Source organism: Sphingobium sp. PNB, assembly GCF_019873065.1.
GTDB classification, from domain to species: domain Bacteria; phylum Pseudomonadota; class Alphaproteobacteria; order Sphingomonadales; family Sphingomonadaceae; genus Sphingobium; species Sphingobium fuliginis.
The window spans coordinates 1-23,882 of record NZ_JAINEZ010000047.1 but is presented as its reverse complement, the minus strand read 5'-3'; the positions used below and the strand labels follow the sequence as shown (position 1 = coordinate 23,882).

Annotated in this window: 25 protein-coding genes and 1 tRNA gene; 19 read left to right on the top strand and 7 right to left on the bottom strand. The window is 62.8% G+C overall.

The genetic code is table 11. The annotated features are described in order from the left end of the window. Positions 1-27: 27 nt before the first annotated feature. Positions 28-564 (top strand): hypothetical protein, encoded by a 537-nt coding sequence (locus K7W03_RS16085; protein WP_222886794.1) that lies wholly within the window; start codon positions 28-30, stop codon positions 562-564. Beyond that, positions 561-899, top strand: coding sequence for a hypothetical protein (locus K7W03_RS16080; protein WP_222886793.1), 339 nt, complete (start codon positions 561-563; stop codon positions 897-899). The genes K7W03_RS16085 and K7W03_RS16080 overlap by 4 nt, the downstream gene beginning before the upstream one ends. 22 nt (positions 900-921) lie before the next feature. Here K7W03_RS16080 and K7W03_RS16075 read toward each other — a convergent pair whose 3' ends face one another. Continuing rightward, complete coding sequence (locus tag K7W03_RS16075; protein WP_222886792.1) at positions 922-1,413, bottom strand: hypothetical protein; 492 nt, start codon at positions 1,411-1,413, stop codon at positions 922-924. Positions 1,414-1,618: 205 nt separating this feature from the next. Here K7W03_RS16075 and K7W03_RS16070 point away from each other — a divergent pair, with 205 nt between their 5' ends. From K7W03_RS16070 to K7W03_RS16045, 6 genes are read left to right on the top strand one after another with little or no spacing between them, the layout of a single operon-like run. After that, positions 1,619-2,215: a hypothetical protein gene (locus K7W03_RS16070; RefSeq protein ID WP_222886791.1), complete on the top strand. Its 597-nt coding sequence runs from the start codon at positions 1,619-1,621 to the stop codon at positions 2,213-2,215. Further along, positions 2,212-2,520, top strand: coding sequence for a hypothetical protein (locus K7W03_RS16065; protein WP_222886790.1), 309 nt, complete (start codon positions 2,212-2,214; stop codon positions 2,518-2,520). The genes K7W03_RS16070 and K7W03_RS16065 overlap by 4 nt, the downstream gene beginning before the upstream one ends. Positions 2,521-2,522: 2 nt before the next feature. Next, the gene (locus K7W03_RS16060) at positions 2,523-3,023 is read left to right on the top strand and encodes a hypothetical protein (protein WP_222886789.1); all 501 of its coding nucleotides are present in this window, start codon (positions 2,523-2,525) and stop codon (positions 3,021-3,023) included. Positions 3,024-3,025: 2 nt separating this feature from the next. After that, a complete protein-coding gene (locus K7W03_RS16055) occupies positions 3,026-5,107 on the top strand; it encodes a hypothetical protein (RefSeq protein ID WP_222886788.1) in 2,082 nt (693 codons plus the stop codon). A gap of 1 nt (position 5,108) precedes the next feature. Continuing rightward, positions 5,109-6,842 carry a lytic transglycosylase domain-containing protein gene (locus K7W03_RS16050; RefSeq protein WP_222886787.1) on the top strand — a complete coding sequence of 578 codons (1,734 nt, stop codon included), beginning with the start codon at positions 5,109-5,111 and terminating at the stop codon, positions 6,840-6,842. Next, the gene (locus K7W03_RS16045; RefSeq protein WP_222886786.1) at positions 6,839-9,295 is read left to right on the top strand and encodes a hypothetical protein; all 2,457 of its coding nucleotides are present in this window, start codon (positions 6,839-6,841) and stop codon (positions 9,293-9,295) included. The genes K7W03_RS16050 and K7W03_RS16045 overlap by 4 nt, the downstream gene beginning before the upstream one ends. 1,013 nt (positions 9,296-10,308) lie before the next feature. Here the strand turns inward: K7W03_RS16045 and K7W03_RS16040 are convergent. Beyond that, positions 10,309-10,620 carry a hypothetical protein gene (locus K7W03_RS16040; RefSeq protein ID WP_222886785.1) on the bottom strand — a complete coding sequence of 104 codons (312 nt, stop codon included), beginning with the start codon at positions 10,618-10,620 and terminating at the stop codon, positions 10,309-10,311. Beyond that, entirely contained in the window at positions 10,617-11,270 is a 654-nt protein-coding gene (locus tag K7W03_RS16035; RefSeq protein WP_222886784.1) for a hypothetical protein, read from the bottom strand. Before K7W03_RS16035 ends, K7W03_RS16040 begins: the two co-directional genes overlap by 4 nt. A 112-nt stretch (positions 11,271-11,382) precedes the next feature. On the opposite strand from K7W03_RS16035, the gene K7W03_RS16030 reads away from it, so the two are divergent. After that, positions 11,383-11,619 carry a helix-turn-helix domain-containing protein gene (locus K7W03_RS16030; protein ID WP_222886783.1) on the top strand — a complete coding sequence of 79 codons (237 nt, stop codon included), beginning with the start codon at positions 11,383-11,385 and terminating at the stop codon, positions 11,617-11,619. Beyond that, positions 11,616-11,996: a hypothetical protein gene (locus tag K7W03_RS16025; protein ID WP_222886782.1), complete on the top strand. Its 381-nt coding sequence runs from the start codon at positions 11,616-11,618 to the stop codon at positions 11,994-11,996. Before K7W03_RS16030 ends, K7W03_RS16025 begins: the two co-directional genes overlap by 4 nt. Position 11,997: 1 nt before the next feature. Here K7W03_RS16025 and K7W03_RS16020 read toward each other — a convergent pair whose 3' ends face one another. After that, complete coding sequence (locus tag K7W03_RS16020) at positions 11,998-12,165, bottom strand: hypothetical protein (RefSeq protein ID WP_222886781.1); 168 nt, start codon at positions 12,163-12,165, stop codon at positions 11,998-12,000. Positions 12,166-12,301: 136 nt separating this feature from the next. Continuing rightward, positions 12,302-12,375, bottom strand: a tRNA-Gly gene (locus K7W03_RS16015). 110 nt (positions 12,376-12,485) lie between these two features. On the opposite strand from K7W03_RS16015, the gene K7W03_RS16010 reads away from it, so the two are divergent. From K7W03_RS16010 to K7W03_RS15995, 4 genes are all read left to right on the top strand, one after another. Continuing rightward, entirely contained in the window at positions 12,486-13,400 is a 915-nt protein-coding gene (locus K7W03_RS16010; protein ID WP_048576279.1) for a LysR family transcriptional regulator, read from the top strand. Positions 13,401-13,527: 127 nt separating this feature from the next. Next, complete coding sequence (locus K7W03_RS16005) at positions 13,528-15,642, top strand: TonB-dependent receptor domain-containing protein (RefSeq protein WP_222886780.1); 2,115 nt, start codon at positions 13,528-13,530, stop codon at positions 15,640-15,642. 106 nt (positions 15,643-15,748) lie between these two features. Further along, positions 15,749-16,864, top strand: a complete 1,116-nt coding sequence (locus K7W03_RS16000; protein WP_222886779.1) for a DUF47 family protein — start codon at positions 15,749-15,751, stop codon at positions 16,862-16,864. 18 nt (positions 16,865-16,882) lie between these two features. After that, on the top strand, positions 16,883-17,884 hold the full coding sequence (locus K7W03_RS15995) for an inorganic phosphate transporter (RefSeq protein ID WP_044661375.1): 1,002 nt from the start codon (positions 16,883-16,885) through the stop codon (positions 17,882-17,884). Positions 17,885-17,945: 61 nt separating this feature from the next. On the opposite strand, the gene K7W03_RS15990 is transcribed toward K7W03_RS15995, so the two are convergent. Further along, positions 17,946-18,113 (bottom strand): hypothetical protein, encoded by a 168-nt coding sequence (locus K7W03_RS15990; RefSeq protein ID WP_007682549.1) that lies wholly within the window; start codon positions 18,111-18,113, stop codon positions 17,946-17,948. 123 nt (positions 18,114-18,236) lie between these two features. Between K7W03_RS15990 and K7W03_RS15985 the strand changes: the two genes are divergently transcribed. Together K7W03_RS15985 and K7W03_RS15980 are read left to right on the top strand one after the other, a co-directional pair. Beyond that, positions 18,237-19,652, top strand: coding sequence for a helix-turn-helix domain-containing protein (locus K7W03_RS15985; RefSeq protein WP_222886778.1), 1,416 nt, complete (start codon positions 18,237-18,239; stop codon positions 19,650-19,652). A 387-nt stretch (positions 19,653-20,039) separates the two neighbouring features. Continuing rightward, on the top strand, positions 20,040-20,990 hold the full coding sequence (locus K7W03_RS15980) for a hypothetical protein (RefSeq protein WP_222886777.1): 951 nt from the start codon (positions 20,040-20,042) through the stop codon (positions 20,988-20,990). Between the two features lie 75 nt (positions 20,991-21,065). On the opposite strand, the gene K7W03_RS28235 is transcribed toward K7W03_RS15980, so the two are convergent. Further along, positions 21,066-21,860, bottom strand: a complete 795-nt coding sequence (locus tag K7W03_RS28235; RefSeq protein WP_222886776.1) for a cold-shock protein — start codon at positions 21,858-21,860, stop codon at positions 21,066-21,068. 247 nt (positions 21,861-22,107) lie between these two features. On the opposite strand from K7W03_RS28235, the gene K7W03_RS15970 reads away from it, so the two are divergent. From K7W03_RS15970 to K7W03_RS15960, 3 genes are all read left to right on the top strand, one after another. Then, on the top strand, positions 22,108-22,725 hold the full coding sequence (locus tag K7W03_RS15970) for a ribonuclease D (protein WP_222886775.1): 618 nt from the start codon (positions 22,108-22,110) through the stop codon (positions 22,723-22,725). A gap of 11 nt (positions 22,726-22,736) precedes the next feature. Then, positions 22,737-23,384, top strand: coding sequence for an LPS export ABC transporter periplasmic protein LptC (locus K7W03_RS15965; protein WP_044661371.1), 648 nt, complete (start codon positions 22,737-22,739; stop codon positions 23,382-23,384). Continuing rightward, the coding region (locus tag K7W03_RS15960; protein WP_222886774.1) for an LptA/OstA family protein at positions 23,384-23,882 on the top strand (499 nt) is incomplete at its 3' end. The genes K7W03_RS15965 and K7W03_RS15960, both read left to right, overlap by 1 nt.

Below are 23,882 nucleotides of genomic sequence, written 5' to 3'. Positions count from 1 at the left end.
CAACGACCGATTTGAAGAGCTTCCCTGATGGCAAAGAAAGACCAGACCGCCCCCGATGTTGGACCAGGACGCGCGCCTGCACGCGCGCGCGCGAGGCAGCAGGTGATGGACCCGCAGGCGATCCACCAAGAAATCTTCCTCCGCATCATGGAGGGCGAGACGGTCCGCGCGATCTGCGCCCGTGATGGCATGCCCTGCAAGGCGACGGTGATGAACTGGCTGGCCCGCGATCCTGAATTCCGCGCAGGCTATGCTGTCGCGAAGGCGCTCTACGCTGAGACGCTAGCGGAGGAGGTCATCGAAATATCCGACGACGGCACGGCCGACTGGGTTGCAGGCGAGGATGGCAAGGAGCTCGACCATGAGCATGTCCAGCGTGCCAGGCTCCGCGTGGATAGCCGCAAATGGCTGGCCGCCCGCCTGTCGCCCAAGCGCTACGGCGATTCATCCATGCTGAAGATTGGCGAGCTGGAGAACGCGCCCCGATCCGATCTCAGCGACACCGAAAGGGCTGTCCGCCTCGCGGCGATTGCTGCCCAGCACAACAAGGAGATGATGAAATGAACACCGACATAATCAGCCTGGTGGAGATGATGACGCAGGAGGATTGCCGCGAAATGGGCAAGCTTCTGATCGAAATGGCCGACCAGCCCCGCGATGCTCGCTGGAAAGCCGAGATGGCCATGGCCCGCGATCTGGCGGCAACGCCCAAACAACGCACCCTCGCCGATGCAATCACGGCAGGCAGGCAGCGGGTGACGGCTCTGTCTGATGGCTTGCGCGCGGATGGCATGGATCATCGCACGCTGATCGAAGCCGAGCTTGTCCGCCGTGGCGATCCCCGAACCTACGAGCAGTACCGCGATGCCGTTGGCGCGATCTCGAGCGACGTCGTTTAAGGTGCCGGAGTCGTGAAGAGGATTAGAAATCCACTTTCGGTGGCTCCGCCACTCGGGCGTTCTGCGGGAAAGAGATCATGAGCGATGCGTCGTTCTCCCCTTCAGCCACGACGAGTTTCGCGCCTCCGTCGAAGTCGGGCCATCTGATAACACGGGCCGTATAAGGCCCACCAGTTTTGTTGACCCGGCTTGATGTCTCGTCGCTTTTGGGTTTGCCATACTTGGCAGTCAGGACCTCTACGGCCGCATCGGTCCACACCGTGGAGAAGGTGAACTGCACATGGGATACGCGGCGGGTTGATTGGTTTAGGACCGCCAACGAGCTGTCGATATAAACCTTGCCGAACTTGGTTCGGGTTGGCTTGCACAGCATCACGGTGGGCGTGGCGCTTCTGCAATCGAACTCTGGGCTTTCTGTAGCCACAGTGTTCTCGTTGATGCTGCCAAATTCAAGCGGTTGAGCCATTGCGGGAGAGGCGAACGCTACTGCGAGCCCGATCAACATTTTTCGCATTTAAACCCTCTCATCCAAGCAGCGGCACAGAGCCCGATTCGCCTTCGAACTAGCAACTGACAGTTGCTATGACCTTAAGCGGTGGAGCGGTAGCCACTCCCTCGATTCAACATATCCGGCCCCTCCATTACGCTGCAAGCAGCGAACGAGGGAGGGCCGGATGGGCCGTTTGACAGAAGCGAATTATCTCAGCCGCAAGGTGAAGTTGCGGGAGCATATCGAAGCAGCGAAGGTTGCTCACCGCGATGCCGCGTTTCGGCATGAAGTCGGCGAAGGCGATGAGGCGGCGGTGATTGCCGCCAAAGCTGCCATCTCGGCGTTAGAAGATCGGGTTTTGGGACTCGACGCCGCATGGGAGCGCGCCAAGCAGGAGGCCGCAAAGGAAAAGCAGGAACAGGACGCGAAGAATCGCGCCGCTGCGGTGGCAACGGTGGAGAAGCACCTGAAGGCTCGCGCCACTGCCGCCCGTCATCTGGAAAAGCTGGCCAAGGACCTGGGCGAAACCTGGCAGCAATATGAGGCGGCGGCTAAGGGCGCGATCGAAGCCGCCCGTCCTTATGGCAGCAATCTGGGGGCTGATGCCTTCCGCCATTTGCGCGATGTTCTGACTGGCGATTTCCATTCGGCGAAGCCCAACCTGGGCGCTGCGATGGTGGACGCGGGCTTGTCCTTGCAGAAAGCCGACTTCCCGGCCGCCCATATGCGCTCTGGCATGCACCGCGATCAAACGCTGGTTGAGTTCACCGAAAAGCGGAACGCCATGGCGCGGGCCGCTGTCTCCAGCTTCGTGGAGGCGGAATGATGGTCGCCCACACCCTGCTGGTGAAAGCCTACATCGATGGCGAAGTGAAGCGCCCCGGCACTCCCGTCGAATATGACGGTCCGCCGAACTGGAAATTTCAGCCTGCCGATCCCGCCCAGCGTGCCGCTTGGGAAGCAGAAGCCGCCGATCCTGCGCGTGTCGAGGATAGCCTGAAACAGTCGGGCGATTGGGATTTCGAAGCCCCCCCTCCGCCTCCGGAGCTACATGAGCGCGGTTACACGCCGGAAGTTATCGCGAGCATCACGCCGCCTGAGCCCCGCTACGATCGACAGAAGGAACTCTGATCATGTGCGCGCCTCCAGCCATCCTCGCCCTTGGCGCCGCCGTCGTTTCTGCTGCCGGTACGGCCTATGGCGGGTTGGCGGCAAACGCACAGGGGAAATATGAAAGCCGCGTTGCTGAGCAGAATGCCCGTCTTGTCGCTGAGCAGAGCCGAGATGCAATTGAGCGGGGGCAGAGGGATGCCGCTCGCCTAGATCGCGAATATGCGCAAACTGCGGGCGCTCAGCGGGCGGCAATGGCGGCAAACGGGATCGATATCGATTTCGGTTCGGCCGCTGGCGTTCAGCGCGACACCGCGATGCTGCGGGACGAGGATCGCGCTGCGCATGACCGCAACGTGTTCAATGAACTTCGTGGTTTCGACATTTCCGCTGCCAATGAGCGGGCAAAGGGACGAGCGGCGCGCGCTAAGGGGCAAAGCGCAATGATTGGCTCCTTCATCTCCGCAGGCGGTACGCTGCTCAGCGGCGCAAGCCAGTTCGGCAAGATGCAGGAGGACAAATAGCCTTGGCCCGCGTTCCTATCGCCCGCAATCTGGTCCAACAGGGTCCGGCAACGTCCGCAAAGCTCCAGGCATTCGACCACGGCGGCGAGGCAATCGCGCAAGGGCTGGTGCAACTGGGCGCGGGCATCAACGATTTCGCCCAGTTCCGGCAGCAGGTTCAGACCGAGCAGGCCGAGCTTGGCGCGAAGGACGCCGACAATGCCTTCGCGGTTTCAGTGACGGAAACCATCGATGATCCGACCAATGGTCTGCGGGCGAAGCAGGGGCGCGGTGCTGTAGAAGCGCTGGAGCCCACGCTGGAGGCATTGCAGAAGCGGCGCGATGAACTGGCGAACGGATTGAAGTCGCCGCTGGCCCGCAAGCTTTTCATGGGTGTGGCGGAGCAGCGGATGCAGAGCGCCACGTCTGCCATGTATCGGCATGTCGCCGTCGAGCGCGAGCGTTGGCAGGATGAGACCGAGCTTGCCCGTGTCGGCCTTTCGGTTTCGGACGCAGGCAATTCCTTCGATGATCTCGCCACGGCTGACAAGCATATTGCCACGGCCGTCAACGAGCTTGCTGCCTATGGGAAGCGCAAGGGCTGGGACGACGACAAGCTGGCGCTGGAGACCCTGAAAACCGTTTCCGGGGCACGCAAGGGCATCGGGCAGCGCATTGCTGATGTCGATCCCGATCTGGCCGAGCGATACGATGAAACCTATGGCGCGCAGATGCTGCCGGAAGATCGGGACGCGGTGCGCGATGGCATTCGCATTCGTCGAGGCCAGATACTCGCCGAGCAACGCAGGCTGGAAGCGGAACAGCGGCAGGCGCAGCGCGAAGAGACCGCCCTTGTTTCGGAGCAGGGGCGCGACGTGCTCGACATGATCGAACATGGCCACGAGGTGGACACGAAATCAATTACCAAGCTCGCCGATCGCCTCGATGAATTGGGCAAGCCGGTTCTTGCCATCCGGCTCCGCACGGCGGGTGAAGTGCAGACTTTCACCAGCGAGGCGCGCCAGTGGCGTCCGGACCAGCTTCAAGGCTGGATCAATGAGCAGCGCACCGCCACCAAGGGCAACACCACGCCAGGGCAGGCCGCACGCATCGACGCGGCGGAGAAGCTGCTGGGCCGCATGCATGGCAGGTTGAAGTCCGACCCGCTATCATGGGCCGTTGAGGCAGGCGTTGCCCGTCTGTCACCTGTTGATCTGCGCAAACCAGCGACAGCGCAGGCTCGCGTGAAGACCGCTTTGGCTGTCAGCGAACGCTATGGAATTCGCCCGACCTTCCTCACGGACGAGGAAACCGGGCTGATTGCTGGCCAGCTTGCATCGGCCAAGCCGCAGGACAAGGTAAAGCTGACCGCTGCGATCGTCGGCGGCTTTGGTCGCTATGGCCGTGAAGTACTGGGCAGCATTTCCGGCGCTGATCCGGTTTTTGCCCATGCCGCTGGGCTGGCGGTGAGCGTTCCGAACGGCAAGGATACCGCGCAGCGCATCTTTGCAGGCCAGGAGGCGCTTCGGGACAAGTCGGTTTCGATCCCCTCGCATGCCGCTTTCGAGAACGCGCCGACGCTTGGCCGCGCCCTTGCCTATACGCCCAAAACGCGCGGGGCGCTCATGGCCAGCGCCAAGGCGATCTACGCCAGTGAAGCTGCTGCGGCGGGGCTCGATCCCAAGATCGTGGATGAGGATGTCTGGGCGAAGGCGGTAAACCGGGCAGCGGGCGCCACCTATCGGCAGGACGGTTCGCGCGTTGGCGGCATCGGCACCTATCGCGGCAACAATATCATTCTGCCATCTGATGTTTCGCCCGACGAGATGGACACGCTGATGGGGCGGCTGAGTGCCGACGACCTGAAGGGCGCAAAGCCCACTTTCAGCAATGGCAAGCCGGTCGATGTCGACACGGTGCGCTCCGGCTATCTCTTCGACGCTGGCAGCGGACGCTATTTCGTCTCGCTCGACAAGGCGGGCACCCAGTTCCTTCGCGGCCCAAGAGGGCATTTTGTCCTTGATCTGGGCGCATTGGTCCCGCGCCTGCGCGCCCGAGCCCCGCAGAGCATCAGCGGCCGCATCGGCGAATGGTTGGGGTTCTGACATGCCGCAAGGATTCTTCTACGGCGAGGACGGGGAAACCGATCAGGCCCCGCAGGACTTCGCCATCGGCGCGCCCACGGGCTTTCTCGACAACTTCAAGGAAGCCTATCGCTCAACCCGGATGACGGGACGGACGGACAGCGAGGCGCTGAGCCTTGCCGACGCCTATGATCCCGTTGTCGAGCGGCTCAACGAGGGATTTCAGAAGGCGACCGGCTTCACGCTAGTTTCGCCTGACCGGGATCGCATGTTCACCAATCCCTATCGCGGGGAGAGTAACAATCCCTGGGAACTGGGCGTCGGCGGCATGGCCCCGCAGGAGCGGCGCATCTGGGACGAGATCGCGCGGCGGCGCAAGACCGACCCGAAATTCATGGCCGAACTAGGCACCACGCGCGCCGATTTCGTCCGCACTGTGAATGAGCGGGCGAAGGCGCAACTGGAGCGCGAGGGGGAAGTCGGCGAACGGGCGACCACCATGGGCAGCATTGGCGGCTTTGTCGGCGCGATGGCCGGTGGCTTTTCCGATCCGGTCAACCTTGCCACGCTGGCGCTGGGCGGCGGTCCTTCGCGCTCCATCCTGCAAACGGCTGTCCGGGAAGCCGGGATCAATGCCGCGACTGAAGCTGCAACCCTGCCGATCATAGCGCAGCGACGTAAGGAAATCGGCGCGCCCATGACGGCGACGGAAGCTGCCACCTCTGTTGCCGCTGCTGGCGTGCTGGGTGGCGTGATCGGCGGCGGCGTTGAGGGCTTTCGCCGCCTTGGCCAAGCCTTTGAGGCGGGCAAGGTCCGCACTCTCACGGATGAGGAACTGCTGGCCGCTACGGCCGACATGCCGGACCCCGAGATCAAGACCGCGCGCGATGTCGTCGCGGCGAATGTCGAGATCGACAAGACCAATCCCTTTGAAGACACCCCTTCCGGTCAAATCCGTCACAGAGAGTCGCTTGAGCGGGCCACGACTCAGATTCTTGATGATGGGTTTACCGGACGCGAGCCGCCCCGTGCTGCAACTCCTACAGTGCAGGAGCGGCTCGCCACCTTTTCGGAACCCGCAGGCGCAGGCCAGGCGGAGCAGATTGCCGCGCTGACCCATGACATCAAGGCGGCAATGGCGAACCCGATCTCTCCGAAATTGGAGGCATTGAATGGGGCATCCCCAAAAATGGGGATTGCCAACGGACCCGCGCCTGTTTCGCGCGAGCGGCTAATCAATGCGGTGATCGGGCAGGAGTCAGGCGGCAGTCCCAATGCGGTGAGCCCCAAGGGCGCGCGCGGCCGCATGCAGGTCATGCCCGGCACCAATGCTGATCCCGGCTTTGGCGTTCGCGCGGCTGTCGATGGTAGCGAGGCTGAGCGCGCCCGCGTCGGCCGTGATTATCTCGACGCGATGATCAAGCGCTATGACGGCAACGTCTCGATGGCGCTGGCCGCTTACAATGCCGGGCCGGGCCGCGTGGACCAGTGGATCAAGAAGATTGGCGATCCGCGCAAGGGCAGCATCAGTGATGCGGAATGGGCAAGCCGCATTCCGATCAAGGAAACCCGCGATTATGTTCCCTCGGTTCTCCAGCGCGCCGGCATCGTGACGGATGATCTGCCCACAGTGGCCGTTGGCGAGCATGTTATCAACGGCGAAGCGGTCCCGATCGTCCGCCCCCTTCAGGAAATGTTCGCCGAGCATGATGCCGACGACGCCTTCATCAAAGCCGTGGAAGCCTGTCTGCTATGAGTTTCGACAAATGCCTTTCGACCCTTGCCGCCACTGGCGCGATTGATCCTGGCCGAGAGGAACAGGCTCGCAAGATTTTTGAGGAAATCCGCGCTGCCATCGGTGACGAGCTTGGCGCGGACGAGGCGGCGGCGAAGGCAACCCAGCGCGCCTTGGAGCGGCTGAAAAACGAGGCAGCGGAGAAGCGGCGGCAGACATTGCTCCAGGCCGCCCGTCAGCGTGAGATCATGGGCAACCTGCGCCGATACCGCGATGCCAAGGGCCGGAAAGACTGGGCTGCGGCTGCAACGGCGCATATCGATGCCGACCAGGCCGCGACCTTCTCCAACGTCGAGGCACGCTGCAAGGCCGTGTTGGGGCAGGCGCACGGGCGGATGGCTGAGGTTCTCGCGACCTTCCGCCGCGATCTGCTCGGCCGCGTGCGGAAGGATGCGGAACTGGACGATCTGGTGCGCGCCAGCTTTGGAGAAAAGATCGACAATGCCAGCGCCCGCGAACTCGCGAAGGCATGGGGCGAAACGGCCGAATATTTGCGGCAGAGGTTCAACCAGGCGGGCGGGCATGTTCCCAAGCGCTCCGACTGGGGATTGCCGCAGACGCATGACATGGTGGCGGTGCGGAAGGCTGGCTTTGACGAGTGGCGGGCCTTTGTTTCCCCCCGGCTCGATCCAAGCCGCATGTATGATGAGTTGACGGGCCGCCCGATGACGCCGGCGCAGGTGGAGCGCACCATGCGCGAGGTTTTCGACACCATCTCGACGCAGGGCTGGAACAGCGTCGAGCCCTCGGGCGTGCCGATCAATGGCAAGATGGGCAATCGGCGCGCAGATCCCCGCTACCTTGCTTTTAAGAGCGCCGACGCCTGGCTCGAATATCAGGGCCGCTTCAGCAAGGGCACGCCTTTCGATGTCATGCTCGGCTATGTTGACGGCATGGCGCGCGACATCGCGTCTATGGAGGTGCTCGGCCCCAATCCTACTGCGACGATGCGCTGGATGGAGCAGATGATCACGAAGCAGGCCGCGGAGGCCGACGCGAAGAGCGGCAGGGGCACGCGCAGCCAGAAGGCAAAGTCTGCCGTGAAGCAGATGCGCGATATGTGGTCGCATCTCTCCGGACGCACGAGCGCGCCGATCAATGGCTTTTGGGGCAACACGCTTGCAGGCGCCCGATCGATGCTCGTCTCTGCCCAGCTTGGCTCTGCGTCCCTGTCCGCGGTTTCCGATCTCGCCTTTCAGCGGGTGGCGGCAAAGTTTTCCGGCATCCCGGCAACGGGCGTGCTGAAGAATTATGTGAAACTGTTCCGCCCGACCGTGACGGAGGATCAGAAGCTGGCCGTGCGCCTGGGCCTTATCGCGGAGAACTGGTCGACTATCGCCTCTGCTCAGCAGCGCTACACCGATGAGATCGCCGGGCCTGAGATCGCGCGACGGCTTTCGGACTTCACGATGCGTGCCTCGATGCTGTCTCCCTGGACTCAGGCGGGCCGCTGGGCGTTCGGCATGGAGTTCATGGGCTTCCTTGCCGACAATCGGGGCAAGGCGCTTGTTGGCCTCCCGGAGCCGCTGCAACGCACGCTGGGGCGCTATGGCATCAGCGCCGAAGAGTGGGACATCATCCGCAAGACGCCGGTTTATTCGAAGGAGCGCGCGACCTTCCTTCGCCCCGACGATCTGGCGAGCCGCACGGACATTCCGGAAGGCATCGCGAACGACCTGGCTACCCGCATGCTGGAGATGGTGCAGACGGAAACCGAATATGCTGTGCCCGGTGCCAGCCTTCGCGGCCGCGCAACGCTGCTGTCCGACGTTCCGCCCGGCACGCTGGTCGGCGAGGTGATCCGCTCCGTGGCGATGTACAAGAATTTTGGCGTGACGCTGATGTTCACCCATGGCCAGCGCGCGCTCCAGGCCAAGGGGAAGATGGCGAAGGCGGGATATGCCGCCAATCTGTTCATCGGCGCGACCGTGATGGGTGCGCTTGCCTATCAGATGAAGCAGGTAGCCAAGGGCAAGGACCCGCTCGACATGACCGGCGAGCATGCTGGCGACTTTTGGGGCGCTGCAATCCTCCAGGGCGGCGGGCTCGGCATTTACGGCGATTTCTTGTTTTCGGACGTCAATCGCTATGATCGCGGCATGGCGGAGACGCTAGCCGGTCCCGTCGTGTCAGCCGCTAATGATGTGCGGAAGCTGACGATCGGTAACGCCATCGAAGCGGTGCAGGGCAAGGAAACGGACGCGGGCAAGGAAGCCGTGCAGTTCGCCCGCAGCTACACGCCCGGCGGTTCGCTCTGGTATGCCCGCTTGGCCTTTGAGCGCGTCCTGCTCGACCAGATGCAGAAGGAAGTCGACCCCGACTATCAGCAGCGCTTCAGGTCGATGGAGAGCCGCGCCCGGCGCGAGATGGATCAGGAATATTGGTGGCGGCCGGGTGAGGCTGCGCCGAACTGATCGCGCTCCGAGAACGCATCTGGAACATTAACCAATCTGAACAACCTAAAGAGTGACTAAGGGCAGGTCGCACCCAAAATAGCCTCGATTTGGCACGCAGATGCCCCAGGAGGCGCAACAGGCTCACCTAAGGTCAACCTAAAGCCTAAAAATGCAAAACGCGCTCAGCGGGCTTCTGAGGCGATTTTCCGCTTGTGAAACGATAAGACTCTGTTCATACAAGAAAGGCCCGGAATCGCTGTAGGAAGCGACCCGGACCATAACCGCGCTGATACCGCGGCTGTCTTGTAGTATTGACGCCTCAGAATCTGTCATTCTGGGGGCTGCAAGTCAACCCGGTTTCATCGCATTGACATAGAAAGTCACTTGCAATGAGACGTACTTCTTCCCCCTCTATCTCGCCAGAAATGGCGGCTCATATAAAGTTTCTGGTGCAAAATCGGGGGCTTTACCAGCATCAGGTTGCCGCCCTCGTAGGCGTTAATCAGGGCCGCATTTCCGAAATTATGCGGGGCCGGAGATTTCCGGACGTGCCCCCGGCGCTTGGATCGTTTCCGGCCTAATGGCTCAGGACGATGGCGAATGGGTGATTGTGCAGTGTATCACGCTGCGCAACGGAACCCGGCTATGCAAGCCCAAGGGGCAAGCTTTCCGGTTCCGCGCCAACAATTCGCGCAAGCCTAAGGCCGGAGAGTAGATTCCGGTATCGAAGCGTAAAGGAGGGGCCGGTAAATCCGGCCCCAACTTTTAGGCTAGCCGTTCGAGGCACCGCCTTATTCGCGCACTGGTCCCGTACCGTATTCGACGGCCAGCCCTAAGCTGCGATACCAAGTGAGGATCGCCTACCGCTACCCTCCCGAACGCTGGCGCGCTCAAGCCGCAAGCTGCCAGCGCGCTATCGATCTGGGCCAAGATCGACGGATCGGTTCTGCTTCTTCGATCGCACTGGGACACGGGGCGAAATGCCCGCCGCTCCCTCGGCGCACGTTGCGGCACATAGTAGCGATCGGCTTTCATGTGCCGCTCCCCGATGCAGCGAGCCGCCGTGCATTCTCGGCCATCTTCAGCATATATTTCTCACGAGGAATGCCGCCATCAAACAGCGCGGCCACGTGCCGAACGAAATCTCTGTGATTGCGGGGTTCCCATTGATCCAGCCTCTCCACCGCGTCCAGAAAAGCGGCCTCGCTTATGCGATCGTTGTTGAAGTCGTCCTGTGCTTTCCAATAGGCGTCTACCGGGTCGGGCGATGCGGCGAGCGCAGGCGCGGCGATTGCGATGGGTGCCAATGCCATGCCGGTGATGAAGGAGCGGCGATCAGTCATGCTGCTGCCCTCCCGGCAATGCGGCGAAGGTCCGCCAGCATATCGTCGTGATCTATCTGGCCGTCCGTTTCCTGGCTAAACTGTATTTTGGCGATCAGGTCGGCGACGGTGGTGACGGGGAACTCCTCGGCAGCGCGCATGGCAGCATAGCTCGCCTGCTCTAACCGATTCTGTTCAGCGCTGAGCGCGTCCATGTTGTGTCGCTGGGCAATGCGCTGCTTTTCAGCCTCGCGCTGTTCAAGCTTCTCCAGGAACTCGTCAAAGGCGCGCTCTGGATCGCCGCCAAGCCGAGCGCCGTCTTGCGTTAGGCTCTTGTGCATGCGGATTGCGCTTAGGTGCAACGGGTTGTCGGTCGATAACTGGGTGAGGACGCCTGGGGCGGTAAGATCGACGCGAGCTTTAGTGGTGAGATGGGGAATAGCCTCCTGCTCGGCTTTGCAGGCTTTCCAAGCGACATCGTAAACCCGCTCTCCCCATGCATTCTCCGTAGCCACCGCATTGTGATAGGCGGCGATCGCCTGAGACATTCCAGAACTGACGCCGCCACTGGTGAAGGTGGCAGCATTTGCAACGGCAGGCGCTGCGATGGCAGCGGGCACAATGGCGAGAGCGCGCATAACATCGCGCCGCGAAGTGGTGACTTCGTGCATAAATCTATCCTTTTTCATCAAGGTTGCGGGCCTGTCCCTTTTAAGGACTGATCGTTTTCATATCACTTATAGGTAATTGCCACAACCTCTTTTTGATCGTATTCATATCAGTATGAACTTAAGCGCAGAACAGTGCCGCGCCGCGCGTGGTCTATTGGGATGGTCGGCCGATGATCTGGCCAAAGCCGCTGGTGTAGGCGTGGCGACCGTTCGTCGCTTCGAGACGGGCGAACCGATGCGGGAGGCCAGCGTCGAGGCGATCCGGCGCACATTGGAAGGCGCAGGGCTGTTGTTCCTTGCTGCTGGCTCCAGTGGTGGCAAAGGTGGCGAAGGAGTTAGACGCTCATGAATTTCCATGCGGACTATGTTCCAGGGCCGGGAACCGTTCTGATCTGGCTATCTTACGATGACAATCTTGACCTCTTCAAATTGCTCATCTCACTCACTCCCGCTGCGATGAAGCCGCTGCGATGGTCGATGGAGGATCGGAAGAGATACGCCTCGCACTTTGGTGAAGCGATGTCTGAGTTTGGCGCGGGGAAGTCTGCCGAAGAATTGGACGACCTGAAGGTTCCCCTCACGCTGCCTGTGGAAGACGCGGCGGCTGTGCGGGACTTTCTGTCCAAGACAATAGGCACCACGGCCTTTGCTCGACAGCCATCAAGCTTCACGGAGCCTCTTTTGCGCGCCCATGGAGCGTTGAGCGCGGCTCTGCGCGCGGCTTGATTCACCCGAACAGGGGCCGGATAATCACCCAGTAGATCGGCCATATTTCTGAAAGGAACGCGTTGACCGGGATCGCGATGATCCAGTTCCACCAGGTGTAGACATAACCGTCGAACAAGGTGAGCTTGATGAAGGTGGCGATCCCCGCGAGATGCCAAATCAGGATCAATATCAGTCGCATAACTCACCCCCACACGGCGATCATGCGGCAATTCAGCGCCGAAATCCATAAGATCGGCGTGCTTATCCGGTGCTTATCTGGAAATTGGAAGCTGACGGGCCATTGCCAGAAACGGCCGAAAACGTGGAGCGGGTAGCGGGGATCGAACCCGCATCACAAGCTTGGAAGGCTAGTGCTCTACCATTGAGCTATACCCGCCCGTCAGGCTGAGCGCCCTGCCATCTTTGGGCGGCCTTCGTCAATATGCCAAAGCGATATTCACCCAATATCGGCCTTAACCCCGCGCGATATTTGCACTATCAGGGGCCATGGCCACGCCTTCCCTGCGCCAGTTGGATATATTCGCGCAGATGGTGGCATCGGGCAGCCTCTCGCGCTGCGCCAGCGATCTGGGGATCACACCCGATGATGTCGCGCGCGATCTGGCCTCGCTGGAGCTGCGTCTGGGCTATCGCCTCTTCGACGATCTTGCCGGCGCCCCGCGCCTGACCGCCGCCGGCCGGAAAACGGCGGAGGCCATGACCCTGTTGTCGCAGGATCAGCCGGAAAACTGGGGGGTCGATCAGGCGGACGGCATGATCCCCGCCGCCCCTCCGTCGGAATCGGCGCCATCGCGGCAAAGCATCGTCCTGGCCGCGCCCGCCCCGGTCTTCGGCCATTTCCAGGAAGCGCTGGCCGCGTTCGAGGCCGCGAATGACGACATCGCCATCACGCTCGACCTGACGATCCACCTCGCCGACGAAGCTGCCTGGGCGCTCCGCCGGGGAAAGGCCGACATCGCCTATTTCTATGCGTTGGGCGAGACGGATGAGCCATCCTCCCGCTATGGCTGGTCGGAGCAGATCAACCTCTATGCCGGCGCGGACCATCCGCTCGCCCGCCGCGACAGCGTTGCGACCGGAGAGCTTGCCGCCATGCCGACATTGGCGATGGAGCCGCGCAACGGCCTGCGGCGGATCATCGACGAGGCGCTGCTGCGCGGCGGCGTCCGGCTGGGCGATCCGGTGCTGGAAACCGACAATCTGTTCGACATCATGACCATATTGCGCGAAGGGGCGGGCTGCTTCGCCGCCTTCGGCCCCCTCGCCCGCGATCTGGGCCGGATGACCGGGATCAGGCGGATCGCGCTCGAACGTCCGCTCCCGGCCATCGAAGTGCGGCAGGCTCTCCGCCCGGAAAGCCCGGCCGCGGCTGCCGCGCTGGCGGAATTCCTCTTTCTCTGATCATCCGCTGCGACTGGCTGAGCCGATTTCGCGGGCAAGCGATCGATCCCGCGCCAAGCAGTATTGATATGCTATATCATTTCAGATAGGAGAGCGCATCTCCTCCCATTGAAGGATGACGAACCGAATGTATCGTTCCGCACTGTTGCGTGCCGGTTGCGCCTTTTCCGCATTGTCTGCCGCCCTTCCCGTCTTCGCTCAGGACGCACCTGCCGACGCGGCGCCCCAAGCCTATCATGATCAACGAGCGGACATCGTCGTCACCGCCATCATTCCACGCCGGCAGGGCGATATTCTTTCAGGAACGTCGGTCGTATCCGGCGAAGAACTGACCCGGGCGCTGCGCCCCACCATCGGCGACACTCTGGCGCACCAGCCCGGCGTCTCGGCAACCTCCTTCGGTCCCAATGCTTCCCGCCCCGTGCTGCGCGGCTTCCAGGGCGAGCGCGTGCGCATCCTGACCGACGGCATCGGCAGCTTCGACGTGTCGAACACCTCCGTCGACCATGCCGTGGCGATCAACCCCCTCACCGCCGACCGGATCGAGGTGCTGCGGGGCCCTGCGGCGCTGCTCTACGGCTCCTCCGCCATTGGCGGCGTGGTCAATGTGATCGACAGCCGCATCCCCCGCCGCGTGCCGGACGAACCGATCCACGTCGACGGCATCGCCACCTATGGCAGCGCAGCCAATGAACGCACCGGATCGGGCGAGATCGAGGCCCCCATCGGTGACAAGTTCGTTGTCCATTTCGACGGCAGCTATTCCAAGAGCGGCGATCTGGACACTGGCAGCTATATCCTGACCCCTGCCCTGCGGGCCCAGGCGAATGCCAGCAGCGACCCGGAAATCCGCGACCTCGCCACCCTGCGCGGCAAGTTGCCCAACAGCGCGGCGCGGACATGGGAAGTGGCGGGCGGCGCGGCGCTCATCACCGATGGCGGCAATCTGGGCTTTTCGGTGGCGCATACCGACAATTTCTACGGCGTGCCGGTCCGCTATTCGCTCGATCCCGATGGCGAAGCGGAAAAGGTGCGGCTGCACATGAAGCAGGATCGGGCCGACCTGCGCGCCGAACTGCCCGTCAATGGCGGCTTCCTGGAATCGATCCGCCTGCGCGCGGGCTTCGCCGATTATCAGCATCAGGAGATAGAGGAGACGGGCGAGGTCGGCACGACATTCTACAACCAGTCGATCGAATCCCGGCTGGAACTGGTTCAGGCCAGGCGCGGCGGCTGGGACGGCGCGATCGGCGCGCAGTTCTTTGCACGCAACTTCCACGTGGTGGGGGAAGAAAAATTCCTGCCGCGCAACGAGACGGAGCAACTGGGCTTCTTCACGCTGCAATCCTTCGACCTCGGCACCACCCGGGTCGAGCTGGGCGGGCGTTATGAACATACGCGGGTCGGGGCCGATGCGGACGAGACGCTGCTCAATCCCGCCTATCATCGCAGCTTCAATGCACTTTCCGGTTCGCTGGGGATCAGTCAGGAACTCGCTCCGGGCTGGCGGGTCGGGTTGAACCTGTCCCGCACGGAGCGCGCTCCTTCGGCCGAGGAGCTGTTCGCCCGCGGCAACCATGCCGGAACGCAGGCCTTTGAACTCGGTAATCCCGATTTCGGGCTGGAAAAGAGCTGGGGCATCGAAGGCACGCTGCGCGGCCAGGGCAATGGCTATACCCTCTCGCTTTCCGCCTATCACAACTGGTTCGACGGCTATATCTACGATACGCTGGCCGACGACAGCGTCTGCATGGCCGCCAATGGCGGAGAACCGCTGGATTTCCCCTGCTACCAGAATCTGCAGGCGAATGCCCGCTATCTCGGCTTTGAGGCGGAAGGCACGGTGAAGCTGGGGCAGATCGGCGGCTATGCCCTCAACCTGGATGGCGTGGCCGACTATGTGCGCGCCACCATCGTCGGATCGGGTCCGGCGCCGCGCATACCCCCGCTTCGCCTGCTGGGCGGCGTGGAATTGCAGGGCGACCGGCTGAGCCTGCGGGGCGAGGTCGAGCGCAGCTTCGCCCAGAACCGCATCGCGGACACCGAAACGCCGACCGACGGTTTCACGCTGGTCAACGCCTCGCTCTCCTTCAAGCCGCTCAAGGGCAATGACCGGACCACCATCACCCTTTCCGCCAACAACATCTTCGATGTGGAGGCGCGGCGGGCGGCCAGTTTCCTGAAGGATTACGCCCCCCTGGCGGGACGGGACATCCGCCTGACGGCCCGCCTGTCGATCTGATAACCTGGTTGATTGCGCAATGTGACGATTTCGTTACAAGGCGCGGATGGACCAGGGGTGGGCGAAACTCGATCGGATGCGCCGGCGGGCGTATAAGGGCGGCTGAATGCGTCAGATCGCCGCCCTTCCCTATTCGACCGGCCCCGACGGGTCGATGCGTATCCTGCTGATCACCTCTCGCGATACGCGGCGCTGGGTGATTCCCAAGGGCAATCGCATCAAGGGCATGGCCGGCCACCGCGCCGCAGAGCTGGAGGCTTATGAAGAGGCGGGCATTCACGGCATTGCCTGCCCCGCGCCGCTCGGCCGCTATCGCTATGACAAGAAACGGCGGCGGGGCGATACGAAAGAGGCGACGGTCGAGGTTTTCCCGCTTGCGGTGACGGGCCAGTTGTCGCAATGGCCCGAACAAGGGCAGCGGGAACTGCGTTGGTTCCCCGTTGCCGAAGCTGCAAAGGCTGTCGACGAACCCGATCTGCAATCCATCATCGCCGCTTTCCGCGAACCGCCCCGGGACCCGGGCCTGTTCGTGCGGACGTTGCTGCGGGTCAAGGAATGGCAAAGCGAAAGGACTGGAATGCTGCGCTGGTTTCACGCGCTGATGCCCAAGCAAGGGCGCTTTTTCGAGCAGTTCGAGGATCATGCCGCGACTTTGGTCGCCGGCGCCGATGCGCTCGCCAAGCTGCTGAAGGGCGGGCCGGACATCGACGCCCACATCAAGGAGATTTCGGACCGGGAGCATGAGGCGGACGACATCATCCGCGAAGTGCTGCAGGATGTGCGCCGCATCTTCGTGACGCCGTTCGACCGCAGCGCCATTACGGGGCTGATCGGGGTGATGGACGACGCCATCGACCAGATGAACCAGACGGCGAAAGCCATCGCGCTGTTCGAGGTGAAGGAATTTCCGTCGCAGATGCAGGACATGAGCGCCCTGATCGTCGAATGCGCGCGGATCACGGCGGAGGCGATGCCGCTGCTGCGGTCGCTGAACCTGAATTCGGCGCGGCTGCATGACCTGACCGAACGGCTGGTGAAGCTGGAGGGGCATGCCGACATCCTGCATGAGGCGGGGCTGAAAGCGCTCTACAATCAGGCGCGAGAGGGCAATCCGATGGATTTCGTCGTCGGCAACGAAATCTACAGCCATCTGGAGAAGGTGACGGACCGGTTCGAGGATGTCGCCAACGAGATTTCCGGCCTGGTCATCGACCACGCCTGATCCGGCCAGAGCAGATAGATGGAAGCCCATATCGCCTTTCCGCTGCTGATCGCGCTGATCGGGGTCGCGCTGCTGTTCGATTTCCTGAACGGGCTGCACGACGCCGCCAATTCGATCGCGACCATCGTGTCGACGCGCGTGTTGAAGCCGCAATATGCGGTCGCCTGGGCGGCGTTCTTCAACTTCATCGCCTTCCTCTTCTTCGGGCTGCATGTGGCGGAGACCGTGGGCAAGGGCATTGTCGACGCCAGCATCATCGATCCGGCGGTGATTTTCGGCGCGCTGATGGGGGCCATCGCCTGGAACCTCATCACCTGGGGACTGGGCATCCCCTCCTCCAGCAGTCATGCGCTGATCGGCGGGTTGCTGGGCGCGGGGACGGCCAAGGCGGGACTTTCCGCCGTGGTGTGGAGCGGGGTGTTCAAGACCAGCGCCGCCATCGTGCTGTCGCCCGCCATCGGGCTGGTGCTGGCATTGCTGCTGGTGCTGGTCGTGAGCTGGATTTTCCGGCGCTTCACGCCGCAGGGGGCGGACCGGGTGTTCCGCAAGATGCAGCTTGTGTCGGCGTCGCTCTATTCGCTGGGGCATGGCGGCAATGATGCGCAGAAGACGATGGGGATCATCGCGGTACTTCTCTATTCGCAGGGCATGCTGACGGGCGGGTTCCATGTGCCCTTCTGGGTGGTGCTGAGCTGTCAGGCGGCGATGGGCCTTGGGACGCTGCTGGGCGGGTGGAAGATCGTCCACACCATGGGGTCGAAGATCACGCGGCTGACGCCCGGACAGGGATTCTGCGCGGAGACCGGCGGGGCGCTGACGCTGTTCCTGGCGACGCATCTGGGCGTGCCGGTGTCGACGACCCACACCATTACCGGCGCGATCGTGGGCGTCGGGGCTTCGCGGCGGCTGTCGGCGGTGCGGTGGAACGTGGCGTCGAGCATCATCGTCGCCTGGGTGGTGACGCTGCCGGCGGCGGCGGTGATCGGCGCGGCCTTTTACGGGCTGACGCGGCTGTTCTGACGGGAAAAGGGCGCGGTCGGTTTTTCCGCCGCGCCCTTCCCTCTCCTGAACCCTGAAACGCTCAGCTCACCCGGCCGAGGCGGTGGTAGAGATTGGCGTATTTGACAGATTCCGGCTTGTCCTGAACCTCGCGCAGATAATGGGCGATGGCGGTTCGGATCAGGCCGAAATCCTCCTGGGAGAAAACCGCGCGGGAGCGGGCGGGCTGGGGTGCTTCGGTCGTTTCCATGGGTCTTCCTTTCCGTTGGGATGACGCATCAAACCATGAACGAGTCGGTCAATGAAGGCCGATTAGTGAAGCGGTGTCATGCGGTGACTTGTTCATATTGTCATTTTTTGACATAGTGACAGTATGGCGGATGATCGGAAACTCTATCTGGGGCCGAAGCTGCGGGTTTTGCGGCGGGAGCTGGGGCTGAACCAGACGCGGATGGCGGAGGAACTGGGGGTGTCGCCCAGTTACCTCAACCATCTGGAGCGCAATCAGCGGCCATTGACGGCGCAGATGCTGCTGCGGCTGGCCAATGTCTATGACATCGACATTCGCGATTTCGTCGCCAGCACGCAGGAAGGGGCCGCCAGCGCGCTGGGGGAGATATTGTCCGACGCGCTGGTGCGCGACATCGGCATCGCCCGCGACGAAGTGCTGGAGGTCGCGGAAAATTATCCGGGGGTGAGCGAGGCTATCGGGCGATTTTACCGGGCGCTCAGCGATTTGCGGCGCCTGCCGGAGCAGGTGGCGTCCGGACTGGCGGGGGCGCCGGGGAGCGTGGCGCCGCTGCATGCGCCGCTCGACTGGCTGCGCGAGACGATCGCGCGCGCGGGCAATCATTTCGCGGAGCTGGATGCGGCGGCGGAGTCGCTGGCGGGGGAACTGGGCGACGATCCTTCCGCCTTGCAGGCGGGCATCCGGGCGCGGCTGAAGGAGCGGCATGGCATGGCCGTGCAGATCGTGCGGGAGGATGTGCTGGCGGGAACGCTGCGCCATTATGACATGCACCGGCGGCGGCTGTTGCTGAGCGAGCGACTGGCTTCTTCGGGACGGCTGTTCGCGGTGGCCTATCAGCTTTGCGCGCAGGAACTGGCGGACGCGATAAGCGGGCAGGTGACGCGGGCGGGGCCGCCGGACGAGGACAGCCGCCGCCTCGCCGGAATCGCGCTCACCAACTATGCGGCGGCGGCGCTGATCATGCCCTATGACCGTTTCGCCAAGGCGGCGGAGCAGAGCCGGCACGACCTGCCGCTGCTGCGGGCGCGCTTCGGCGTGTCGATGGAGCAACTGGCGCATCGGCTGACCAGCCTGGGGCGGACGGGGGCGCGGGGCGTGCCCTTCTTCATGGCGAAGGTGGACCGGGCGGGCATCGTGTCGAAGCGCTTCGACGGGGAGGCGTGGCCCTTTGCGCGGCTGGGGGGCACCTGCCCGCGCTGGGACGCGCATGAGGCGCAGGCGCCGGATGCGGTGCATACGCAACTGATCGAGACGGTGGACGGGCGGCGCTTCGTCAGCCTGACGGTGGGCTTGCCCAAGGAGGGCGGCGCGCGGGGGCGGTCGGTGATCGCGCTGGGCTGCGAGGCGAAGCATGGGGCGCGGATCGTGCATGCCGACGGGATCGATCTGGAGAAGGGCGCGGCGACCGGGGTGGGGCCGACATGCCATCTGTGCGAGCGGCGGGGGTGTCCGGACCGCGCTCTGCCGCCGGTGACGCGGGCGCTGGATTTGCATGGCTATGAGCGGACGGTGGCGCCGTTTCCGTTTCGGCGGGTTTGAGGATTCCAAGGGAGGCTGAGCTATCAATCCCCATTAGCATCGTGCGAAAAAGTGGGAGCCGGTTTTCCGCTTAAAATGATACGACTACAAAACTTGGAGCGTGCGAACCGCGTCCGATTTGACGCAGCGCGCTCCAGCTTGGGATGATCGCCATATCCTGTACATTGCCCTGCTCACCTGACAAGAATTTCGGGTTCAGAACTTATCGTATCTGCATACGCCAAATTCCACCGACCTCGCCCAGCCCTCCAACGCTCAATGTCAGCTTGATCTCACTACAGGTCGCTGTTAGCGGAAGTGCCATTTTGGAGCTAACATACTGTTTAGTATGGCCATGTGGGGCAGTAGCAGCGTGGGCTTAGCTCACCGCTGCTGGGGGAGAACTTTGTGAATAAGAGCGTGAAACGAGCATTTATCCTATCATGTGCGTTTTTGTGTTCCTGCGGAGGCGGCGAGTCAGATAACGGACAAGTCATCAGTCCGCCTTCGCCCACACCAAATCCTGCACCGACGCCAACACCGAGCCCCACACCAACCCCTGCGCCTTCATATCCAATCGCGTTCGATCCATCGCAGGACTTCAGCTTTGCAGCGCTGGCGGTCGAGCATATGCTTCAGGATGAAAAGTTCGATTTGGGCGAAACCGCGTTCAATCGCGGCACGCTCGACACATTCATCAAATATACCGCCTCTACAAAAAGCCTGCAGGCGAGCTTTGATGGCGATTTCATGGAATTCAACGCGTCGGAGATGAATATCGATCGATCTGACCTGATCAACTACAGCCGGTCACTATCATATGGTTATCAAAGGTTGGGCGTTGGTAGGCCACGCTCGGATATTCTTTATATAAATGAAGCAGGCCAATCGTCTTCGATACAAGATGTCTCCGCTCCATCCCAAGCTGATACAAAAATTGTAGAGCGCATCTATCTTGGTGGATCAGCAACCACTTTGCCCGACATACCTCGTTCCGGCACTTCAAATTATTCCAGTAACTTAGCCATTTCTCAGCGTGGGCCGCAGAATAATACGATAGTGGCATCGAATTTCTATGTAAAAATCGATCATCAAACCGGAGAAATAACAGCCACTATTTCGGCATATGATGCATTGCAGCCTGTAACCTATTTGACCCTAAATTTGACTGGAACTATCTCGTCCTCCGGCACTTCCATTAGTGGCGACGTGACCAGTATCGACGGGAAGTATTCAGGTCAATTTATCGGACGCTTGTTTGGCCCCAAGGGAATCGAACTAGGGTTATTATTTAAGATGACTCACAAAGATAGCGGCGCCCGACTCATCGGCCATCTTATCGGGCGCACTGGCCAATAACATTCCATAGATAAAAAAGGGGCCGCCGGGCAGGCGACCCCTTTCATCCTCTCCCGAATGCGGGCAGGCTGTTCTTTAGTCGGCCTTCGTCTGAAGGTTGACGGCCGCATATTTGCCGCGGCGGTCGACTTCCAGTTCGAAGTCGAGGCGGTCGCCTTCATTCAGGGCGCTCATGCCGGCGCGTTCTACGGCGCTGATGTGCACGAATGCGTCGGGCTGGCCGTCGTCGCGCTGGATGAAGCCGAAGCCCTTCATGGCGTTGAAGAACTTGACCGTGCCGCTGGCGCGTTCGCCGGTGAGCTGGCGCTGCGGGCCGCGGTCGCCGCCGCCCGGGCGATCGCCGAAGCCGCCGGCGCGGGGCTCGCGGGGGGCGCGTTCGGTGACGGGGAGCGGTTCGCCCTCGATCTTGAGATCGGTGGCCGACACCTTGCCGCCGCGATCCACCAGGGTGAAGCCGAGCGGCTGGCCTTCGGCGAGGCCCGTCAGGCCCGCCTGCTCGACGGCGCTGATGTGGACGAACACGTCTTCGCCGCCATCGTCGCGGACGATGAAGCCGAAGCCCTTCTGCCCGTTGAAGAATTTGACCACGCCGGTGCCTTCACCGACGACCTGCGCGGGCATGCCGCGGCCACCGCCAAAGCCGCCGCCACCGCCGCCGCCGCCGAAACCGCCACGGTCGCCGCCGAAGCCACCACCGCCGCCGCCACCGAAGCGGTCGCCGCCGCCGAAGCCACCACGATCACCACCGAAACCGCCGCGGTCGAACCCACCGCCGAAGCCGCCACGGCCGCCTTCATAGAAACTGTCGTCGCCGAAACTGTCGCGCTTGTCCTTGCCGCGCCCGCCGCGGCGACCTCTATCAAAACTCATGCCCTGTTGGTCACTTTCGCTTCGCCCCAGACTAAACCAGACAAGCATGTCGGGCGAATGACATGCAGAATCCACCGCTCACGCGCGGTTTGGGAATCACTATATCAACTTTTCCGGGACAGGCGAATGATTTTTGAGGCGGGTAAAAGGCCTGAAAATGGCGGCTTTGCGACCGCCCCGGTCGCCTTTCGTTCCCGGTCGCCAAGGGGCGATTGCGAACCGGCGGCTTTGGCCATAGAGGGGAATCATGACCGTCCATTTCCATGAAGAGGATTTGCCCGAGGGCGTCCTTGCCCCCGGCCCGATCGCCGTCGACACCGAAACCATGGGGCTGATCACGCCCCGCGACCGCCTGTGCGTCGTGCAGATCAGCGACGGCGGGGGGGACGAGCATCTGGTCCGCTTCAACCCCGGCAGCGATTATGCCGCGCCGAACCTGCGCGCGGTGCTGGCCGATCCGGAGCGGCTGAAGCTCTATCATTTCGGGCGTTTCGACATTGCGGCGATCCGCCATTATCTGGGCGTGGTGGCGGCGCCCGTCTATTGCACCAAGATCGCGTCGCGGCTGGTGCGGACCTATACCGACCGGCATGGCCTTAAAGAACTGGTGCGGGAGCTGCTGGGGCAGGAGATCAGCAAGCAGCAGCAGTCGAGCGACTGGGGCGCGCCCGTGCTGTCCGACGCGCAGAAGGATTATGCGGCGTCGGACGTCCGGTACCTGCATGCGTTGAAGGCGGAGCTGGACAAGCGGCTGGTGCGCGAGGGGCGGATGGAACTGGCGCAGGCCTGTTTCGATTTCCTGCCGCATCGGGCGGAGCTGGACCTGGCGGGTTGGCCGGAGATCGACATCTTCGCGCATATGTGAGGGCTGAACCCATGTCGATACAGGCCGATCAGCAACGCAATGTGCGCCGTCACTGGGCGCGGCCGGGGGGGAGCCACGACCGGCTGGTCGGGCTGCTCAAGAACTGGTTGCCGGTGTCGGTGGGCGTGCTGGCGGCGTTGCTGGCGACGGCGCCCTTCACCGGGGGGGACAAGGTGAGCTTCGTGCTCGACAAGAACAAGGTCGAGGTGGCGAAGGAGCGGATGCGCGTGACCGAGGCGCTCTATCGCGGGGAGGACAGCAAGGGGCAGCCCTTTTCCCTGCGGGCGGGTTCTGCCGTGCAGAAGAGTTCGCGCGAGCCGATCGTCGACCTTAACGACATGTCGGCGCGGATCCTGCTGTCCGACGGGCAGGCGCTGCTGCGGGCGCAGAAGGGGCGGTACGACATGGATACGGAACGGGTCGCGATCGACGGGCCGGTGCAGTTCCAGTCGGAGGGCGGATACCGGATGACCACGCGGGACGTGGGCGTGGACCTCAAGACGCGGCGGATGCAGAGCGCGGGGCGGGTCGACGGGCGGATACCCATCGGGACGTTCAGCGGCGACCATCTGGAGGCCGACCTGAGCGCGCGGACGGTGACGCTGAACGGGCGGGCGAGCTTGCGTATCGAACAAAATGGTCTCAAAGGGCAAAGGTGATGAGAAAGCCCCTTCTTTTGCTGTCGCTGGGCGCGTTGGGCGCGGCGGGCCTCCTTTATGCGGGGGCGGACGCGCAGGTGCTGAAGAATCATGACAGCAATGCGCCGGTCAACTTCACCGCCGACCGGATCGAGGTGCAGGACCGCGCCGACCGCGTCGTGGTGTCGGGCAATGTCGAGGTGACGCAGGCGGGCATGACGCTGAATGCGGCGCGGATGACGGTGGCTTACCGGAACCAGCCGGGGGGCGGGACCGGGCCGGGCGGCGTGGAGATCGACCGGATCGATGCGTCCGGCAATGTCGTGGTGCGCAAGGCGGACCAGACGGCGAAGGGCAATGTCGCGATCTACGACCTCAACAGCAGGCTGATCACCATGCTGGGCAATGTGTCGCTGACGCAGGGGGCGAACCGGCTGACCGGGGGGCGGCTGGTGATCGACCTGACCAGCGGGCGCTCGACCGTGGACGGGCGGGCTGCCGGGGGCGGCGGTCCGGGGG

Coding starts and splice junctions, on each gene's coding strand:
- K7W03_RS16040 (WP_222886785.1), bottom strand. CDS start 10,620: ATGACTGATCGCCGCTCCTTCATCACCGGCATGGCATTGGCACCCATC.
- K7W03_RS16075 (WP_222886792.1), bottom strand. CDS start 1,413: ATGCGAAAAATGTTGATCGGGCTCGCAGTAGCGTTCGCCTCTCCCGCA.
- K7W03_RS16065 (WP_222886790.1), top strand. CDS start 2,212: ATGATGGTCGCCCACACCCTGCTGGTGAAAGCCTACATCGATGGCGAA.
- K7W03_RS15970 (WP_222886775.1), top strand. CDS start 22,108: ATGACCGTCCATTTCCATGAAGAGGATTTGCCCGAGGGCGTCCTTGCC.
- K7W03_RS28235 (WP_222886776.1), bottom strand. CDS start 21,860: ATGAGTTTTGATAGAGGTCGCCGCGGCGGGCGCGGCAAGGACAAGCGC.
- K7W03_RS16080 (WP_222886793.1), top strand. CDS start 561: ATGAACACCGACATAATCAGCCTGGTGGAGATGATGACGCAGGAGGAT.
- K7W03_RS16035 (WP_222886784.1), bottom strand. CDS start 11,270: ATGCACGAAGTCACCACTTCGCGGCGCGATGTTATGCGCGCTCTCGCC.
- K7W03_RS16045 (WP_222886786.1), top strand. CDS start 6,839: ATGAGTTTCGACAAATGCCTTTCGACCCTTGCCGCCACTGGCGCGATT.
- K7W03_RS16060 (WP_222886789.1), top strand. CDS start 2,523: ATGTGCGCGCCTCCAGCCATCCTCGCCCTTGGCGCCGCCGTCGTTTCT.
- K7W03_RS16000 (WP_222886779.1), top strand. CDS start 15,749: ATGCGTCAGATCGCCGCCCTTCCCTATTCGACCGGCCCCGACGGGTCG.
- K7W03_RS15990 (WP_007682549.1), bottom strand. CDS start 18,113: ATGGAAACGACCGAAGCACCCCAGCCCGCCCGCTCCCGCGCGGTTTTC.
- K7W03_RS16030 (WP_222886783.1), top strand. CDS start 11,383: ATGAACTTAAGCGCAGAACAGTGCCGCGCCGCGCGTGGTCTATTGGGA.
- K7W03_RS16085 (WP_222886794.1), top strand. CDS start 28: ATGGCAAAGAAAGACCAGACCGCCCCCGATGTTGGACCAGGACGCGCG.
- K7W03_RS16005 (WP_222886780.1), top strand. CDS start 13,528: ATGTATCGTTCCGCACTGTTGCGTGCCGGTTGCGCCTTTTCCGCATTG.
- K7W03_RS15985 (WP_222886778.1), top strand. CDS start 18,237: ATGGCGGATGATCGGAAACTCTATCTGGGGCCGAAGCTGCGGGTTTTG.
- K7W03_RS16025 (WP_222886782.1), top strand. CDS start 11,616: ATGAATTTCCATGCGGACTATGTTCCAGGGCCGGGAACCGTTCTGATC.
- K7W03_RS16050 (WP_222886787.1), top strand. CDS start 5,109: ATGCCGCAAGGATTCTTCTACGGCGAGGACGGGGAAACCGATCAGGCC.
- K7W03_RS16010 (WP_048576279.1), top strand. CDS start 12,486: ATGGCCACGCCTTCCCTGCGCCAGTTGGATATATTCGCGCAGATGGTG.
- K7W03_RS15965 (WP_044661371.1), top strand. CDS start 22,737: ATGTCGATACAGGCCGATCAGCAACGCAATGTGCGCCGTCACTGGGCG.
- K7W03_RS15995 (WP_044661375.1), top strand. CDS start 16,883: ATGGAAGCCCATATCGCCTTTCCGCTGCTGATCGCGCTGATCGGGGTC.